The organism is Mesorhizobium sp. ES1-4 (assembly GCF_020164745.1).
GTDB lineage: Bacteria > Pseudomonadota > Alphaproteobacteria > Rhizobiales > Rhizobiaceae > Mesorhizobium.
Window position 1 is genome coordinate 345,447 of sequence record NZ_JAIUGV010000006.1, and the last position, 16,388, is coordinate 361,834.

At 61.8% G+C, this 16,388-nt stretch carries 14 protein-coding genes; 8 read left to right on the forward strand and 6 right to left on the reverse strand.

Going from position 1 to position 16,388, the window contains the following annotated elements; genetic code table 11:
* Positions 1-5 precede the first annotated feature (5 nt).
* Together LB556_RS14310 and LB556_RS14315 are read right to left on the reverse strand one after the other, a co-directional pair.
* Complete coding sequence (locus tag LB556_RS14310; protein WP_224568011.1) at positions 6-968, reverse strand: ATP-grasp fold amidoligase family protein; 963 nt, start codon at positions 966-968, stop codon at positions 6-8.
* 2 nt (positions 969-970) lie between these two features.
* A complete protein-coding gene (locus tag LB556_RS14315; RefSeq protein ID WP_224568013.1) occupies positions 971-1,684 on the reverse strand; it encodes a class I SAM-dependent methyltransferase in 714 nt (237 codons plus the stop codon).
* 197 nt (positions 1,685-1,881) lie between these two features.
* Here LB556_RS14315 and LB556_RS14320 point away from each other — a divergent pair, with 197 nt between their 5' ends.
* Positions 1,882-2,607: an HAD family hydrolase gene (locus LB556_RS14320; RefSeq protein ID WP_224568015.1), complete on the forward strand. Its 726-nt coding sequence runs from the start codon at positions 1,882-1,884 to the stop codon at positions 2,605-2,607.
* 73 nt (positions 2,608-2,680) lie between these two features.
* Here the strand turns inward: LB556_RS14320 and LB556_RS14325 are convergent, their stop codons facing one another.
* The 3 genes from LB556_RS14325 to aceA all read right to left on the reverse strand — a co-directional run bounded on the left by LB556_RS14325 (position 2,681) and on the right by aceA (position 4,964).
* Positions 2,681-3,124: a response regulator gene (locus tag LB556_RS14325; RefSeq protein ID WP_411908588.1), complete on the reverse strand. Its 444-nt coding sequence runs from the start codon at positions 3,122-3,124 to the stop codon at positions 2,681-2,683.
* Positions 3,125-3,366: 242 nt separating this feature from the next.
* Entirely contained in the window at positions 3,367-3,609 is a 243-nt protein-coding gene (locus tag LB556_RS14330; RefSeq protein ID WP_224568019.1) for a hypothetical protein, read from the reverse strand.
* Between the two features lie 65 nt (positions 3,610-3,674).
* The gene (aceA, locus tag LB556_RS14335) at positions 3,675-4,964 is read right to left on the reverse strand and encodes an isocitrate lyase (RefSeq protein WP_224568021.1); all 1,290 of its coding nucleotides are present in this window, start codon (positions 4,962-4,964) and stop codon (positions 3,675-3,677) included.
* 236 nt (positions 4,965-5,200) lie between these two features.
* Here aceA and LB556_RS14340 point away from each other — a divergent pair, with 236 nt between their 5' ends.
* The 6 genes from LB556_RS14340 to LB556_RS14365 all read left to right on the forward strand — a co-directional run bounded on the left by LB556_RS14340 (position 5,201) and on the right by LB556_RS14365 (position 12,169).
* Entirely contained in the window at positions 5,201-6,649 is a 1,449-nt protein-coding gene (locus LB556_RS14340) for a short-chain fatty acyl-CoA regulator family protein (RefSeq protein WP_224568023.1), read from the forward strand.
* 136 nt (positions 6,650-6,785) lie between these two features.
* Positions 6,786-7,739 (forward strand): DMT family transporter, encoded by a 954-nt coding sequence (locus tag LB556_RS14345; protein WP_224568025.1) that lies wholly within the window; start codon positions 6,786-6,788, stop codon positions 7,737-7,739.
* A 324-nt stretch (positions 7,740-8,063) separates the two neighbouring features.
* Positions 8,064-9,161: a polyamine ABC transporter substrate-binding protein gene (locus LB556_RS14350; RefSeq protein ID WP_224568026.1), complete on the forward strand. Its 1,098-nt coding sequence runs from the start codon at positions 8,064-8,066 to the stop codon at positions 9,159-9,161.
* A gap of 73 nt (positions 9,162-9,234) precedes the next feature.
* Positions 9,235-10,377 carry an ABC transporter ATP-binding protein gene (locus LB556_RS14355; RefSeq protein ID WP_224568028.1) on the forward strand — a complete coding sequence of 381 codons (1,143 nt, stop codon included), beginning with the start codon at positions 9,235-9,237 and terminating at the stop codon, positions 10,375-10,377.
* Between the two features lie 8 nt (positions 10,378-10,385).
* A complete protein-coding gene (locus LB556_RS14360; RefSeq protein WP_224568030.1) occupies positions 10,386-11,354 on the forward strand; it encodes an ABC transporter permease subunit in 969 nt (322 codons plus the stop codon).
* Positions 11,351-12,169 (forward strand): ABC transporter permease, encoded by an 819-nt coding sequence (locus LB556_RS14365; protein ID WP_224568032.1) that lies wholly within the window; start codon positions 11,351-11,353, stop codon positions 12,167-12,169. Before LB556_RS14360 ends, LB556_RS14365 begins: the two co-directional genes overlap by 4 nt.
* A 16-nt stretch (positions 12,170-12,185) precedes the next feature.
* Here the strand turns inward: LB556_RS14365 and LB556_RS14370 are convergent, their stop codons facing one another.
* Positions 12,186-14,039 carry an AsmA-like C-terminal region-containing protein gene (locus LB556_RS14370; RefSeq protein WP_224568034.1) on the reverse strand — a complete coding sequence of 618 codons (1,854 nt, stop codon included), beginning with the start codon at positions 14,037-14,039 and terminating at the stop codon, positions 12,186-12,188.
* Between the two features lie 204 nt (positions 14,040-14,243).
* Here LB556_RS14370 and LB556_RS14375 point away from each other — a divergent pair, with 204 nt between their 5' ends.
* Positions 14,244-16,202, forward strand: a complete 1,959-nt coding sequence (locus LB556_RS14375; protein WP_224568035.1) for an acetoacetate--CoA ligase — start codon at positions 14,244-14,246, stop codon at positions 16,200-16,202.
* The last annotated feature ends 186 nt before the right edge of the window (positions 16,203-16,388 follow it).

Genomic DNA, 16,388 nt, shown 5'->3' on the forward strand with positions numbered 1-16,388 from the left:
CGCCGTCATGCGGGCTTGCCGGGCCGGGTCTCCAGCCAGCGGCGCAAGGCGGCCGCGTAGAGCCTGCGCCATCCGCGCTGCGGCGTGGTTAGAAACCAGGATTGGCGCAGATCCCACGTTTCGCCGCACAAGTCTCTGAGCCTGGTATTGATTATGCCCTTGCCGGACAACGGATAGACGGAGAATTCGGAAAAGAAGATGTCGCCGTTCTTCTCGTAGAAATCACAGCGCATATGGTCGAATGGCGCGGTCAGCGTTTCGGCGATCTCCCGCATGCGCGCAAACGAGGCCGGCAGGTCGATACGCACCCACTGCTTGCCGCTGCCGTCAGGTGGTGGAGCATAGATGCCGTCGCGGTCGAAATGACACTTCTGTTCGTTGCCATGTTCATCCCGGCGCGCGGCATAGACATATGCCGTCGTGCCGCTCGAAACATGAAATTTGTATTCGAGACGGATCGGCTGGCCGTCCTCCAGCAGCATCTCCTCTACGAACACTTTTCGCTCGGCGCCTTTGTAGCCCCATTCGCCGAACTTCCTGCCGTAGCGGCTGCGCATCCAGCGCGATGTTCTTCGCATCAGCTTGGCTTTGTCCACGCGACCGTTGCGGATCATGATGTTCCAGCGGCAGCCGTGATTGGCCTTGACCACCACGTCACCGGCCAGCAGATCAGCCGGAATCTCTCTCGCATCGTGACCGGACCACAGGACCTTGGCGCTGCGAAGTTCAGGGCGTGTGGACAGGGCATATGCCTTCGAAGCGAGCTTGTCACACGCCGTGGCGAAGAAGGGATTGTGGTCGAAGATCTTGCGCCACAGGAATTTGTCGACGTAGGTGGCCGGCCTCGCCGGATGGGGCAACATGCCACTGTGATTGAATGTGCGCATGCAGATCGCTGGATGGCGCAGAAAGCACCATGCTCTCGCCAGGTGCAAAATCGCTTGGTCGCTCATCCGCAGCGATGGCATGCCTACCTCTGAGGTTCGTGCATGACAGTTGTGCGTCGTCTCACGAACACGTCCCTGGTCATGTTGCGCGAGATGCTGGTGCGACCGGTGACTTCGAGGCGGGGATCGAGCTCCCGTTCGGCGCTTTCCGACCAGAGCCGCGCGAGGGAACAGGGCTCCCACAGAATGATCTGCACACCATCCGGCGCGGTGTCCGCAATGCGCGACACAACGGCGGCCTTCGGTGAAACCATGCTGGCGACATAGACGATCTGCGCTGCGCTATAATCATAGTCGCAACCGTTGCAAAGCTCCACGCGCAAGCGCGTATAGTTCAGCTTCGCCGCGAGCCTGTTCGCGGTCTCCACCGCCTCGGGAACGATGTCGAGACCGACAATTTCAGGAACCGTTGTCTGGTCGTGAATGCGGAACATGGTAAACGGCCGTCCGCCGCAGCCGACCATGACAGTGCGGCGGCAGTCATCGAAATTGGCATGATCGAACACTTCATCGAGGCGTTTGTAGGCATCTCTTGAAGACAGCACGCCAATGTCGGTCTTCTCTGCCGCGATCTGTCCGAAAGACTCTCCGCTCTGCAGATCCTGTCGCAACATCTGCGCAATTTCTGCCACGTCCTGCGCATGGACCATGTCGGCGAAAATCTGGGTCAGGGCCGGTCGGTAGGCGAAGAATTCCGGATGGCTGTCGAGCAGCGCTTCGCCCGCATCGGGGCCCATGGCGATGCCGAGGTCGCGAATGCTGTTGATCACTTCGGTGGGCGTGCGGTCCCACGAGCCCTGCAAAAGCCGCTCGAGGTCAACCTTCCAGGACCTGATTTTCTGCATGTGCCCACACGCTTTATGTTCCTCTTGCTAGCAGTGCCTGATAACGACGTCCATATAGCCACCTTCATCACGCTGGAACGGTCACGATCATGCAGTCCTTGACCACGATTGGCTTCGATGCCGACGACACGCTTTGGCAGAACGAACAATTCTTCCGCATGACGGAAAAGCGCTTTGCCGCCATGCTGGCCGACCATGGCGAGGAGAAGCAGATCTCGGCGCGACTGTTGGAGGCCGAACGGCGCAACCTTGCGATCTATGGTTTCGGCATCAAGGGATTTACGCTCTCGATGATCGAAACGGCGATCGAGGTCACCGACGGGCGGGTGCCGGCCTCGGTCATATCGGAGATTCTCGACGCCGGTCGCGAGATGCTGGGCCATCCGATTGATCCCTTGCCGCATGCACGCGAGACGGTCGAGAAACTCGCCGGCACCTTCCGCCTCGTGCTCATCACCAAGGGCGATCTGTTCGATCAGGAACGCAAGCTGGCCGGCTCCGGCCTGGGCGACCTGTTCGATGCCGTCGAGATCGTCAGCGACAAGACCGCCGCGACCTATGCGCGCCTCTTCAGCCGCCATGGCGACGGTCCGGCAAGGAGCATGATGGTCGGCAATTCGCTGAAGTCGGACGTGGTGCCTGCCATCGAGGCCGGCAGCTGGGGGGTCCATGTGCCGCACGAACTGACTTGGGTGCTCGAACATGTCGAGGCGCCGGTCGCCGAACCGCGGTTCCGCCAGATATCGGATCTCGGCCAATTGCCGGACCTGATAGAAAGCATCGCCAAGATCGAAAGCATCGCGAAGCCAGGCTGACGGCGACTTCGATTATTTGCTTTCTTGCATAGTTCCGGACAGAAAAACCGCTGCACGACTTCCCGGGATTGCCTCAGCGGCTGATCAGACGATCGATCACCGGTTGCAGCCGTTCGGGCGTGATCGGCTTGGCCACAACCGCGTCGATGACATTCGACAGGCCAAGGCTCTCCGGCGTGCCATTCATGGTTGAAAGCAAGATCACGGGAGGGAGCGATTTGCCAGAAGCCCGGCGCAACGTTTCGATGCCGGGCATCAGATGGTCGCAGTCCTTGTTGTCAGGACCGCCGTCGAGCACAATCGCCCCTGGCACCAGCGTCAGCAAGGTTTTCGCCGCGATATCAGGGGGTTCCGAAATTGGTCTGAGCCCGGACCGCTCGACGATCTTCGACACGACGACCCGGTTGATCGGCGATTTCCCGACAACAAGCACCCGCGAGAGATCGCGGATCGTCTCGGTGCTTGAATCCCGGGTCAGCAGATTCACATGTCTTGCGGTCTCGCCCTCGCGATTCACTGGGCACCCAAGTTGGCCAAGAAGTTCGCCCCCATTTCAATGCAGAGTTGAAATCTGAGCGACAATTGGCGTGAGATCGCATCCTATGTCAAGTTGAAATAAAACAACCTGCTGGCATCCTCCACGACAGTCGATTCAAGCAAAAGTACTGTACTGCTCTGTCCATGCTCCGCTCTCCGTAAAGATAAAATTCACCTGCGCACACTTTGCGCAGGTGAAGGGGCGGCCTTGACGATTTCCGGTCAGCCTTGGCTCTGCTGCGTGACGATGACCGGGATCAGCAGATCGCCCCAATTGCCGTCGCCGCCATGGTGCCTTGCGGAGCGCACGAGCTCCACCGAGACGCCCGCCTCGACCGCCTTCATCACCGACTGATTGAGCCTGTGCAGATCGTTTGCCAGCATGCGGATCGTCGCCTGTTGGTCGACGCTCATCGTGGTCGATTGCTCTTCGGCCCGTTCCTTGACGCGGCTTATCGATGCCATTGGTCTTCTCCTATGTCGTTGCCCTTCTCGGGCGTTTCCTCTGTTGGCCGTCTTTTTTGGCAAGCTCATTCCGCTGCCGGCTTGAACTGCGCGTGCTCGGTTGATTCATGCATTGCGGTTGTCGACGACCGGCCCCCGGTGATCGCCATCGAGACGGCGTCGAAATAGCCGGTGCCGACCTCACGCTGGTGTTTGGTCGCGGTATAACCGTTGGCTTCCGCCGCGAATTCCGCTTCCTGCAACTCGGAATAGGCCGACATCTGCCGTGCCTTGTAGCCGCGGGCGAGTTCGAACATGCCGTAGTTGAGCTGGTGGAAGCCGGCCAGCGTGATGAACTGGAACTTGTAGCCCATGGCGCCCAGTTCCCGCTGGAACTTGGCGATCGTCGCGTCGTCGAGATTCTTCTTCCAGTTGAACGACGGCGAGCAATTATAGGCGAGCAGCTTGCCGGGATGGTGCTTGCGCACGCCCTCTGCGAACTTTTTGGCCTGTGCCAGGTCGGGCTTCGAAGTCTCACACCAGATCAGATCCGCATGGGGTGCATAGGCGACGGCCCGCGCGATGCAGGGCTCGATGCCGTTCCTCACCTGGTAAAAGCCTTCCACTGTGCGGCCGGCATCGTAGTCGACAAAGGGCTGGTCGCGCTCATCGATATCGGAGGTGAGCAGCTTCGCCGCTTCCGCGTCGGTGCGCGCCACGACCAGGGTGGGCGTGCCCATCACGTCGGCCGCGAGCCGCGCCGCGTTGAGGTTGCGGATATGCGCGGCGGTCGGGATCAGCACCTTGCCGCCGAGATGGCCGCACTTCTTCTCCGACGCCAGCTGGTCCTCATAATGGACGCCGGCGGCACCTGCCTCGATGAACGCCTTCATGATCTCGAAGGCGTTGAGCGGACCGCCGAAGCCGGCTTCGGCGTCGGCAACGATCGGCGCGAACCAGGTGTCGACCGACAGCCCCTTGCCTTCGGAGGTCTCGATCTGGTCGGCGCGCTGCAGCGTGCGGTTGATGCGCTTGACCAGTTCGGGCGCCGCATTGGCCGGATAGAGCGACTGGTCCGGATACATCGCCGAGGCGGTGTTCGCGTCGGCGGCAACCTGCCAGCCCGACAGATAGATCGCCTTCAGCCCGGCGCGCACCTGCTGCATCGCCTGGTTGCCGGACATGGCGCCCAATGCGTTGACGAAGTCCTCCTCGTGGATGAGCTTCCACAGCCGGTTGGCGCCCATTTCTGCCAGGCTCTGGCGAATCTGCACCGAACCGCGCAGCCGCCTCACATCCTCAGGAGAATAGGGACGTTCAATGCCGTCGAAGCGACCTTCAGGCGCCGAGGGGACGAGGTTGTAAAAATCAGTCATTGGGTCACTCCGAAGGGGTTCTGCACGATGTCCACGCACCAATTTTCAGGGCGCGTCTATGTGACTGAATTTACATTGCGGCGCAAAATAAGCCAGGAAAATCAGGAATTCCGGCTTTAGATAAGAGAAAATCTGTCTTGTCTTTGACCGGGAGGCGCTGTAAATTTGTTAATATTGTAAAAACAAGAGGCGGGACCTGCGGCGAGTGTCGTGTAAATTCCTGTCAAGGATAGTCGATGGCTGACCAGAAGATTTTCGCCGGGCCGCGCATTCGCCGCATCCGCAACGCCAAGGGTCTGACCCAGACGGCGATGGCCGAGGGGCTCGGCATCTCGCCGTCCTACCTCAACCTGATCGAGCGCAACCAGCGGCCGCTGACGGTGCAACTGATCCTGAGGCTGGCCTCCGTCTACAAGGTCGATCCGCATGAGCTTCAGGGCGAGGCAAGGGGATCGGTCGCTGCGCTGAAGGAGGTGTTCACCGATCCGCTGCTGGTTGGCGAACTGCCGGGAGATCAGGAATTGATCGAGCTTGCTGAGGCTGCGCCCAATGCCTCCGCCGCGGTGATAAAACTGTTTCGCGCCTATCGCGAGCAGGCCGAGCGGCTGTCGGACCTCAACGAACTCCTGGCGCGCGAGGGCCGTGCGACCGCGCTCTCCGGCGCCCGCCTGCCGATCGACGAGGTGCACGAGATTTTCGAGCGGCGGCCGAACCATTTTGCCTCCCTCGAGGAAGAAGCCGAGGCGTTCACGTCGGTGCTCGATCCTGGCGACGACCTGTCTGGCGCCTTGAAGGCGTGGCTGAAGCGCGAATACGGCATCGTGGTCAAGGTTCTGCCGGTCGCCACCATGCCGAACTGGCGCCGCCGCTACGACCGCCACTCGCAGCGGCTGTTCCTGTCCGAGCGTCTGTCGCCGTTCGACCAGTTGCGTGAAGTCGCGATGGAGGCCTGCCTGATCCGCATGACAGTCGCGGTCGCCGGCGAGATCCAGGCGCTGAGGCTGAGCACGGACGAGGCGCGCCGCCTTGCCCGCTTCGAACTCGGCCGCTACGCCGCCCATGCGCTGATGATGCCGTATCAGCCCTTTCACGCGGCGGCCGCCCGCTCACGCTACGACATCGACGTCCTGCGCTCGCGCTTTGGCGTTTCCTTCGAGCAGGCGGCAAACCGGCTGACAATGCTGCAGCGACCAGGCGCTTCTGGCGTGCCCTTCTTCATGCTGGAGGTCGACAATGCCGGAAACCGCTTTCGCAAGGCCGGCAGCCAGGGCTTTCCGCAAAGCCGGTTTGGTGGCGGCTGTCCCAAGCTTCCTGTGCATGTCGCCTTCACCCAGCCCGGCCAGATCTTCGTCGAGGCGGTTGAAATGCCCGATGGCGCCGAGTTCCTGTGCATGGCCCGCACGCTGGAGGGGCCGCAAGGCGCGTTCTCTGAACGCCCGCGCCGCACGGCACTGCTGCTCGGCTGCGACATCGGCTTTCGCGACGACATCGTCTATGGCGCTGCCCTGCCTGGCGCGGCGGGCGGCGCAAAGATTGGGGCGGGCATTGTCGCGGCGACGCCCGTCGGCCCGGCCTGCCGGCTTTGCGAGCGTGTCGGCTGCCTCGCGCGCGCCGAGCCGCCGGTGACGCGCCCTCTCGGCCTCGACGAGATGGTGACCGGCCTGAGCGCGTTCGACTTCCAGTAACGCTGCGGCGAAGGTGCCACAATCCTCGCCGGTCTCTGGATCACCCGCGGTCAGCGTCTTTGCGTTACGCGAACAGAGTATTTTTCTGTCGTCCCTTGCGCATCGTCCCGTCCACAAAAGCTCGACAGTCGCGCCCATGACACGCACGGCATCATCCCGGACCCCTGTCGAGTCGACCGCCTCGCCACGCGAGGAACGCGTCGGCATGCTATTGGTCTTCCTGTCGGCGCTGATGTGGAGTTTCGGCGGCACCATCGCCCGCTTCATCAGCGTCGGTGACAGCTGGACGGTTATTTTCTGGCGCTCGGCTTGGGCTGCCGCCTTCCTGCTCTGCTTCATGGTCTGGCGTGACGGCTGGCGCGGCATGGTGAAGTCATTTCGCGACATGGGCCTGCCAGGCATTGCGGTAGGATTCTGCTTCGCCATCGCGTCGACCTCGTTCGTCGTCGCCCTTGCCTATACCACCGTCGCGAACATCCTCTTGATGCAGGCCGGCGTGCCGCTTCTGGCGGCCCTGTTTGCCTGGGTGCTGTTTCGCGAAAGAGTGACTGTCGCAACCTGGATGGCGATTGCCGCCGTCATCGCCGGCGTCGCCATCATGATGTCTGAATCTCTTGACGGCGCCGTCTCGCCCATAGGCGATGGATTGGCACTCCTCATCGCGTTCATGTTCTCGGTCGCCACCGTCATCACCCGGCGCTTCTCCAGCGTGCGCATGACGCCGGCGACCTGTCTAGGCACGGTCCTGGCGGCGGGCTTCGCTGCCTCGCAGGCCTCGACCTTCACTGTGGCGGCCGGTGACATGGGCTTTCTCTTCGTCTTCGGCGTGGTCAATCTCGGCCTTGGCCTTGCTTTCTTCGCCACCGGCGCGCGCCTGATCCCGGCGGCGATCGCGGCATTGCTCGGCACGTTCGAGCCGATCCTGGGCCCGATATGGGTCTGGCTCATCCATTCCGAGGTGCCGTCCGGGCGCACCATCGTCGGCGGCGCGGTGGTGGTCACGGCGCTGCTTGTCCATATCGGGCTCGAATTCAAGCGCCAGGCGCGGCCGCAGCGGGCTGGTGTCACCGGCGTGCCTTCGCCTAATTGATGCTGGCGCTGAAGCTTTGCCATTGACAACGTCGCTGCCGCCCGGGCAGGCTGGGAATACGGCAACAACAAGACAGGCGTATCTTGCCAAGTCTCCCCGGCGGCCCGATCGAGACCGGACCACATTCTTGTATATCTGTCCGCGCGGCGGCGAAAGCTTCTGACGGCACCGCAATTCCTTCCCGCCCCGAACAACCGGGCGGTCGCGGGCGTGCCAGATGGCGCTTGTCGGCCTCTGGAAAGCTCAATAGTCTGAAGCAAATGCCCGGCCGCGCGAGCATATCGCGACGCGCCGGCAATGGAACACTCACCAAAGGAGAATAGCATGATCCGCAAAGCGCTCTGGCTTTCGGCAACCTCGGTATTTCTGGCGCTTTTGACGCCCGCCGGTCACGCCGAGGACCGCGTCGTCAACGTCTTCAACTGGTCGGACTATATCGACAGTTCGATCATCGATGATTTCACCAAGAAGACCGGCATCAAGGTCGTTTACGACACCTTCGATTCCAACGAAATCCTCGAAACCAAACTCCTCGCCGGCGGCAGCGGCTACGACGTCGTCGTGCCGAGCGGCAACTTCCTGGCCCGCCAGATCCAGGCGGGTGTGTTCCAGAAGCTTGACAAGTCGAAGCTGCCGAATCTCTCCAACATGTGGGATACGGTTACGGAGCGGACCGCCAAATATGACCCCGGCAACGAATACTCGGTCAATTACATGTGGGGGACCGTTGGCATCGGCTACAACATCAAGAAAGTGCAGGCGGCACTCGGCACCGACAAGATCGACAGCTGGGATACCTTCTTCAATCCGGACAGCCTCGCCAAATTGAAGGATTGCGGCGTCTATGTGCTGGATTCTCCGTCCGATATCCTGCCGGCGGCGCTGAAATATCTCGGCCTGGACCCCAACAGCACCTCGCCTGACGATATCGCCAAGGCCGAGGAAGCTCTTCTCAAGATCCGTCCCTATATCAGGAAGTTCCACTCCTCCGAATACATCAACGCCCTTGCCAATGGAGACATCTGCCTGGCGGTCGGCTGGTCGGGTGATGTGTTCCAGGCTCGCAACCGCGCGGTCGAGGCCAAGCAGGGCGTGGAAATCGGCTATTCCGTGCCGAAGGAAGGCGCCCAGATGTGGTTCGATCAGATGGCGATCCCCGCCGATGCGCCGCATGTGCCCGAGGCGCTCGAATTCATCAACTACATGATGACGCCAGAAGTGATCGCCAAATCGTCGAACTATGTCCTTTATGCCAACGGCAACAAGGCATCGCAGCAATTCGTCGACAAGACGCTGCTCGACGATCCGTCGGTCTATCCTGACGCCGCGACCTTGCAGAAGCTCTATACCGTCCAGCCTTACGATCCCAAGACCCAGCGCATCGTCACGCGCAGCTGGACCAAGATCGTCACCGGTCAGTAGTCAATCCGACGCGACCCCGGCAGCCGACTGCCGGGGTCGATTCTTTTGAGGAATAAAAGCACGGAGTGGGACAATGAAATCGCTTGGCAGCATCCGCAGGGATTTCGTGCCGTGGAACGACCCGAACGCCAAGCCGTATATCCAGTTCGACAAAGTCACCAAGAAGTTCGGTGACTTCACCGCCGTCAACAATCTGTCGCTGACCATTTTCGAGCGTGAATTCTTCGCTCTGCTTGGCGCCTCGGGTTGTGGAAAGTCGACGCTGCTCAGGATGCTTGCCGGCTTCGAGGAACCGACAGCCGGCCGCATCCTGCTCGACGGCCAGGATCTGCGTGGCATTCCCCCCTATCGCCGGCCGGTCAACATGATGTTCCAGTCCTATGCCCTGTTCCCGCATATGACGGTCGAGAACAACATCGCCTTTGGCCTCAAGCAGGAAGGCATGCCGAAGCCTGATATCGAAAAGCGCGTCGCCGACATGCTGAAGCTGGTCAAGCTCGAGCAGTTCGCCAAGCGCAAGCCGCACCAGCTCTCCGGCGGCCAGCGCCAGCGCGTCGCGCTTGCCCGCTCCGTCGCCAAGCGGCCGAAAGTGCTGCTGCTCGACGAGCCGCTCGGCGCGCTCGACAAGAAACTGCGCGAGGAAACCCAGTTCGAGCTGATGGATTTGCAGCAGGAACTGGGTCTCACCTTCGTCGTCGTCACCCATGACCAGGAAGAGGCGATGACGATGGCTGATCGCATTGCCATCATGGACAAGGGCGAGGTCATGCAGGTGGCGACGCCGGCGGAAGTCTACGAGGCCCCGACGTCGCGCTTCGTCGCCCATTTCGTCGGCAACGTGAATATGTTCGAGGGCAAGGTTGCCGAACAGTCGGCCAACACGACGCGCATTACGGGCCCAAGCGGCGCGCAGATCGTCGTCGAGAATGGTGGCGCGGCCGCAACGGCCGATGCCGATATCGTCTTCGCCATCAGGCCGGAGAAGATCAGGGTCTCGTCGAAGAAGCCGGCCGATGCCGTCAACGCGCTGGAGGGCGAGGTTTACGACATCGCCTATCTCGGCGACATGACTGTCTATCACGTGAGGCTGGACGACGGGCAGATCGTGCGGGCTAGCGCCCTGAACGCGGCCCGTGTGACCGAGGATCCGCTGACCTGGAACGACCGTGCCTGGGTGTCCTTCCGGCCCGACGCCGGCGTCGTGCTGGCGCGGTAGGGGCGGTCATGTCCAATATCGCCGTCGCCGATGCCGCCGCGCCATCGACTGCCGCCCAGCCGTTCATGACGCGCCTTGGTGCCGGCTTCGTCAGCCGGCTGGTCATCATCGTTCCCTATCTCTGGCTCCTGTTCTTCTTTCTCGTCCCCTTCATCATCGTCTTCAAGATCTCGCTGTCGCAGACGGCTATCGCGATGCCGCCCTATACACCGGTGCTCGATTTCAGGGACGGCATTTCCGGTTTCTTCGCCGGCTTTCGCGACCTCAACTTCGACAACTATGTCTGGCTGACGCAGGACGCGCTCTATTTCAGGGCTTACCTCACCAGCGTCGTCATCGCCGCCATCTCGACGGTGCTGACCTTGTTGGTTGGCTATCCCATCGCCTATGGCATGGCCCGCGCTCCGGCCACGATCCGTCCGACATTGCTGATGCTGGTCATCCTGCCGTTCTGGACGTCGTTCCTGATCCGCGTCTATGCCTGGATCGGCATCCTGAAGCCGGAGGGCCTGCTCAACCAGTTGCTCTTGTCGCTGCACATCGTCAACCAGCCGCTGGTGATCCTCAACACCTATACGGCCATCTTCATCGGCATCGTCTATTCCTACCTGCCGTTCATGGTGCTGCCGCTCTATTCGTCGCTGGAAAAGATGGACTATTCCCTGATCGAGGCAGCCAAGGATCTCGGCTGCCCGCCGACCGCTGCTTTCTGGAAGATCACCTTTCCGCTGTCGCTGCCCGGCGTCATTGCGGGTTGCCTGCTGGTGTTCATCCCGGCGGTGGGCGAGTTCGTCATCCCTGACCTGCTCGGCGGCTCGCAGACGCTGATGATCGGCAAGACGCTGTGGAACGAATTCTTCGCCAATCGTGACTGGCCGGTGTCGTCCGCGGTTGCCGTCATCCTGCTGTTGCTGCTGATCGTACCGATCGTGTTGTTCCAGCAAGCCCAGGCCCGCGCGCAGGAGCAGGACAAATGAACACCACCTGGAGCCGCTTCAACATCACCTCGATCACGCTCGGCTTTGCCTTTCTCTATTTGCCGATCGTGCTGCTCGTCGTCTTCTCCTTCAACGAGTCCAAGCTCGTCACCGTCTGGGGCGGGTTTTCCACCAAATGGTACGTATCGCTGTTCCACAATCAGGGGCTGATGGACGCCGCATGGGTGACCATCCGCGTCGGCCTGATTTCAGCGACTGTGGCCACGGTTCTCGGCACCATGGGGGCCTTGGCGCTGACCCGCTACACTCGCTTCCGGGGCAGGGTCCTGTTCTCCGGCATGATCTTTGCACCATTGGTCATGCCTGATGTCATTACCGGCCTGTCGCTGCTCCTGTTGTTTGTCGCCATCGGCATGGATCGCGGCATGACGACCGTGATCCTCGCGCATATCACCTTCACGATGTGCTTCGTCGCGGTCGTCGTGCAGTCGCGGCTTGTCAGCTTCGATCGCTCGCTGGAAGAAGCCGCCATGGATCTTGGCGCGCCGCCGGTGAAGACCTTCTTCCAGATCACGCTGCCAGTCATTCTGCCGGCGATCGTGTCGGGCTGGATGCTGGCCTTCACGCTGTCACTGGACGATCTGGTCATCGCCAGCTTTGCTTCGGGCCCTGGCGCCACCACGCTGCCGATGAAGATCTACAGCCAGGTCCGTCTCGGCGTGACGCCGGAGATCAATGCGGCCTGCACCATTCTGATCGCGATCGTCACGATCGGCGTTATCATCGCTTCGATCGCCAACAAGCGGCGTGAGGTTCAGCGGCAGCTCGACGAGCGGGCCGCGCAACGCGGTTAAACCCGGGCGCAAGGCCTTATTCGCCCGAAACGCCGCGGCTTATGGGTGAAATGAATGGCGTGCTCCACGTTCCGCCGACGAAAAACGATGACTGGTTGGGCCCCTGCTGGCCGCTCTTTTGCGTTGCGGACTGATCCGCCTGGATGACGCCGCCCGACAGTGCCAATCCGCGTCCTGCGTAAGATGCGATGCCGGAAAGCCAGATCTTGTATTTCGCCGAATTGGCCTCGGCCTTGTCGAGTCTGGCCACGCCTTTCGAAATGGTTGCCTTCACCTCGGCGCCATCGATGGGCAGCGTCCCGTTCGAGACATCGTCGAGCGCGAAGAAGCCGCCTTGTTCGGTATGCTTGAGAAAGGCCGGCAGGTTGAACTTGCTCAGCGCGCCAGGGCCGAAGGTCGCCGAGACCGAGCCGTCGGCGTTTTCAAAGATCGAATCCCAGGTCCTTCCCGGTCCCTTGAGAATGACCGAAACAGTGCCCGTGCCGACCGGCACCAGCCGGGTCATCCCGGCCGCGGTACCGAACGCGCCGCCATCGATATCGGAGGCCAACAGCCGGATCTCGACCTGGGTGCCCTCGGGTTTGCGGTCGAAACGAAGGCTGGTCTGGACGTTGCCGCCAAAAGCCGAGGCGTCGGAGATATCGAAGACGGAAAGACCATCCTTGACCTGGGCGGTGGCCGCGACGTCGGCAAGCTGGATCGTCCCCGCCGTGGCATGGGCCGCCGACAGCCTGAGATCGAGATTGACCCGGTCGGCAAAACTCGTGTTGACCTGACCCGGCTCGCCGCTGCTCGCCGGTCCAAGCGACGTGAAGGCGGATAGAAACGACCTGAGGTCGAGCGTGTCGAAAGCAAGTGTGCCCGAGATCACCGGCTGCGTCTCACCGAGTGACAGATCCAGCGCGCCCATGCCCGGGTTGTTGTCCAGCGCCAGCGCCGTGTTTTCGAATTTGACGCGCCCGGCCGAGGCCGTGACCTTGCTCGAAATGCTGACCGAGCCGATCGCCGCGGTCGGAGCGATGCCGGCCTGCGACCATTCCAGGACGCGGCGCAGCGACGGGGCCGCGAATTTCACCTGGCCGTCGAAATATGCGTTATCGGACATGCTGGCCATGCCGTCGAAGGAGAAGGTGGCGGGTGCTGCCTTGAAGGACAGCGTGAGCGGCGCCGTGCCTCCGGCAAACAGCACCAGCGGTCTCGGCGAGGCGGCATCCACGGTCACGCTTTCGCCACGCCAGATTCCGGTCGCGGACAGCGTCGCATTGCTGTTCATCGCCGCCCATGTGGCCTGACCGCTAAGACTGCTCAGGATTTCCACATCCTTGCCGTTGACGGACGCCACCATGCGGCCATCCCTGAACTCCACGGTGCCGAAAGTGTCGGCCGGCAGCTTGTCGAGATCGGGCTTGGCGGGGTTGGAGTTGACCAGGGCACGGGCCGCGTCGATGGAGCGCGCGATGCGCCCGCCGGTCGGCGCCGTGGGCAGGAACAGCCCGTCCTCCGTGCGCTGGACCCTGATCGTCGGCCGCACCAGCCGTGCCGTGGAAAACGCCACATCCCCCTGCAATGCCGCCATGGCCGAGAGGTCGATCTCGACCCGTTCGGCTTCGACGACCGGCGGCGCATCGGCGTCCGTCCACTTCGACAGCGTCACATCGGTGAGGATCGCGCGGAATTTCGGCCAGACCTCGATGCGCGGCGACCCCTCGATGGCAACCCGAAAGCCGCTCCATGCGCTCAATTCCCAAGCGATGCGGTCACGCACGATCCGCGTCGAGGCGATCAGCGGCAGGGCAGCGACCACCAGGGCGATGACGATCGCGGCAGCGCCGATCGCCCAAACTCCGCGGCGGATCAAGGATGATGGCATATAGCCCCGTATGCTTCCATTCCGATAAAAACGATCGTCCGACGGGTGTAACCCCTGTCGTCACTACGACTTAGCGCTGACGAATTTCAAGTCTTTATGGCCCGGCGATGGCATTTGCGCACAGCTGGCCGCATCGGCCCAACAAAATCTTGCTCTGCTGCGCCGCGATATGCATAAGCGATGATGACCGTGGGAGGATCGATCATGGCCGGCGAAGTACCGCTCTGGAGCCCGACTCAAGACCAGATTGATGCCTCCCCCCTGACGGCCTTCATGAAGGCCGCGGCGGCGAGTGCCGGCAGTCCATTTTCTTCCTATGCCGATCTTCATCACTGGTCGGTCGAGAACCGGGAGGCGTTCTGGGACCTCGTCTGGGATTTCTGCGGTCTTCAAGGCGACAAGGGTGAACGACTGCTGCGCGATGGCGAGAAGATGCCCGGCGCCATTTTCTTCCCGGACGCGTCGCTGAATTTCGCCCAAAACCTTCTGCAGAAGACCGGTGCCGGCGAGGCAATCGTCTTTCGCGGTGAGGACAAGGTCGAACGGCGGCTGTCGTGGAACGAATTGCATGGCCTTGTCTCGCGGCTGCAGCAGCTTTTCCTGTCGCTCAAGGTGAAGAAGGGCGACCGCATTGCCGCGATGATGCCCAACATGCCCGAAGCCGTCGCCGCCATGCTTGCCGCCGCCTCGATCGGTGCGGTGTGGTCATCCTGTTCGCCCGATTTCGGCGAGCAGGGCGTGCTCGACCGGTTCGGCCAGATCGAGCCCGTCATCTTCATCGCGCCGGACGGCTATTGGTACAATGGCAAGGCGATCGAGGTCGCCGACAAGGTCAAGGCGGTCGCGGCCAGGCTCGGCAGCGTCCGCAAGGTCCTGCTCGTCGACTATCTCGGCACCTCCGCCGATGTTGCTGATACCATCGACAAGGCGGTGGCGATGGAAGAGGCGCTGTCGCCCTTCGCAGTCAAGCCCGTCACCTTCGAGCGGCTGCCATTTTCGCATCCGCTCTATATCCTGTTTTCCTCCGGTACCACCGGCATTCCCAAATGCATCGTCCATTCGGCCGGCGGCACGCTGATCCAGCATGTCAAGGAACACCGGCTGCATGCCAGCCTCTGCGACGGCGACCGCTTCTTCTACTTCACCACCTGCGGCTGGATGATGTGGAACTGGCTGGTATCAGGCCTGGCCTCCGGCGCTACGCTGCTGCTCTACGACGGCTCTCCCTTTTATCCCGACGGCAATGTGCTGTTCGATCTCGCCGACGCCGAGAAGATGACATTCTTCGGCACCTCGGCCAAGTTCATCGATTCCGTGCGCAAGGCCGGCCTCAAGCCGATCCGCAGCCATGATCTGTCCACGGTGCGCGCCATATCCTCCACCGGGTCGCCGCTTTCGCCCGAGGATTTCCGCTTCGTCTATGACGGCATCAAGAAGGACGTGCATCTGGCCTCGGTATCCGGCGGCACCGATATCGTTTCGTGCTTCGTACTCGGCGTGCCGATCCTGCCGGTCTGGACCGGAGAGATCCAGGGGCCGGGCCTAGGCCTCGCCGTCGACGTCTGGGACGATGACGGCAGGCCGGTCAGGCAGGAGAAGGGAGAACTGGTTTGCACCAAGGCTTTCCCGTCCATGCCGATCGGCTTCTGGAACGATCCGGATGGCAAGAAATACCAGGCGGCCTATTTCGAGCGTTTCGACAATGCCTGGTGCCATGGCGATTTCGCCGAATGGACCGATCATGGCGGCATGGTCATCCACGGCCGCTCGGACGCGACGCTCAACCCGGGCGGCGTGCGCATCGGCACGGCGGAGATCTACAATCAGGTCGAGCAGATGCCCGAAATCCTGGAGGCGCTTTGCATCGGCCAGGATTTCGACAATGACGTGCGTGTCGTTCTGTTCGTGCGGCTGGCCGCGGGCATCAAGCTCGACGACGAACTGGAAAAGCGCATCCGCACCAAGATACGCACCGGCGCCAGCCCGCGCCACGTGCCGGCCAGGATCGTCGCCGTATCGGACATCCCCCGCACCAAGTCGGGCAAGATCACCGAACTCGCCGTGCGCGACGTCGTGCATGGCCGCGCCATCAAGAACAAGGAAGCGCTCGCCAACCCGGAAGCGCTGGAACTCTTCAGGAATTTGCCGCAGCTTGCCGAGTGACCGGCATGCTTAACGAAATATGTCGAGCGAATTTACCTAGATTTCACGAGTGGTACACATTCGTAAATTTTTCGGCGACCTGGTAAGGACTTGTTAAGGCCCGGCGTCGATAGTCGCACGCAACTTGAGGGAGAAATCCCGTTCCTCAGCCCCCCGAGGATCTGAATTCAGCTCAAGCCCCCGTTG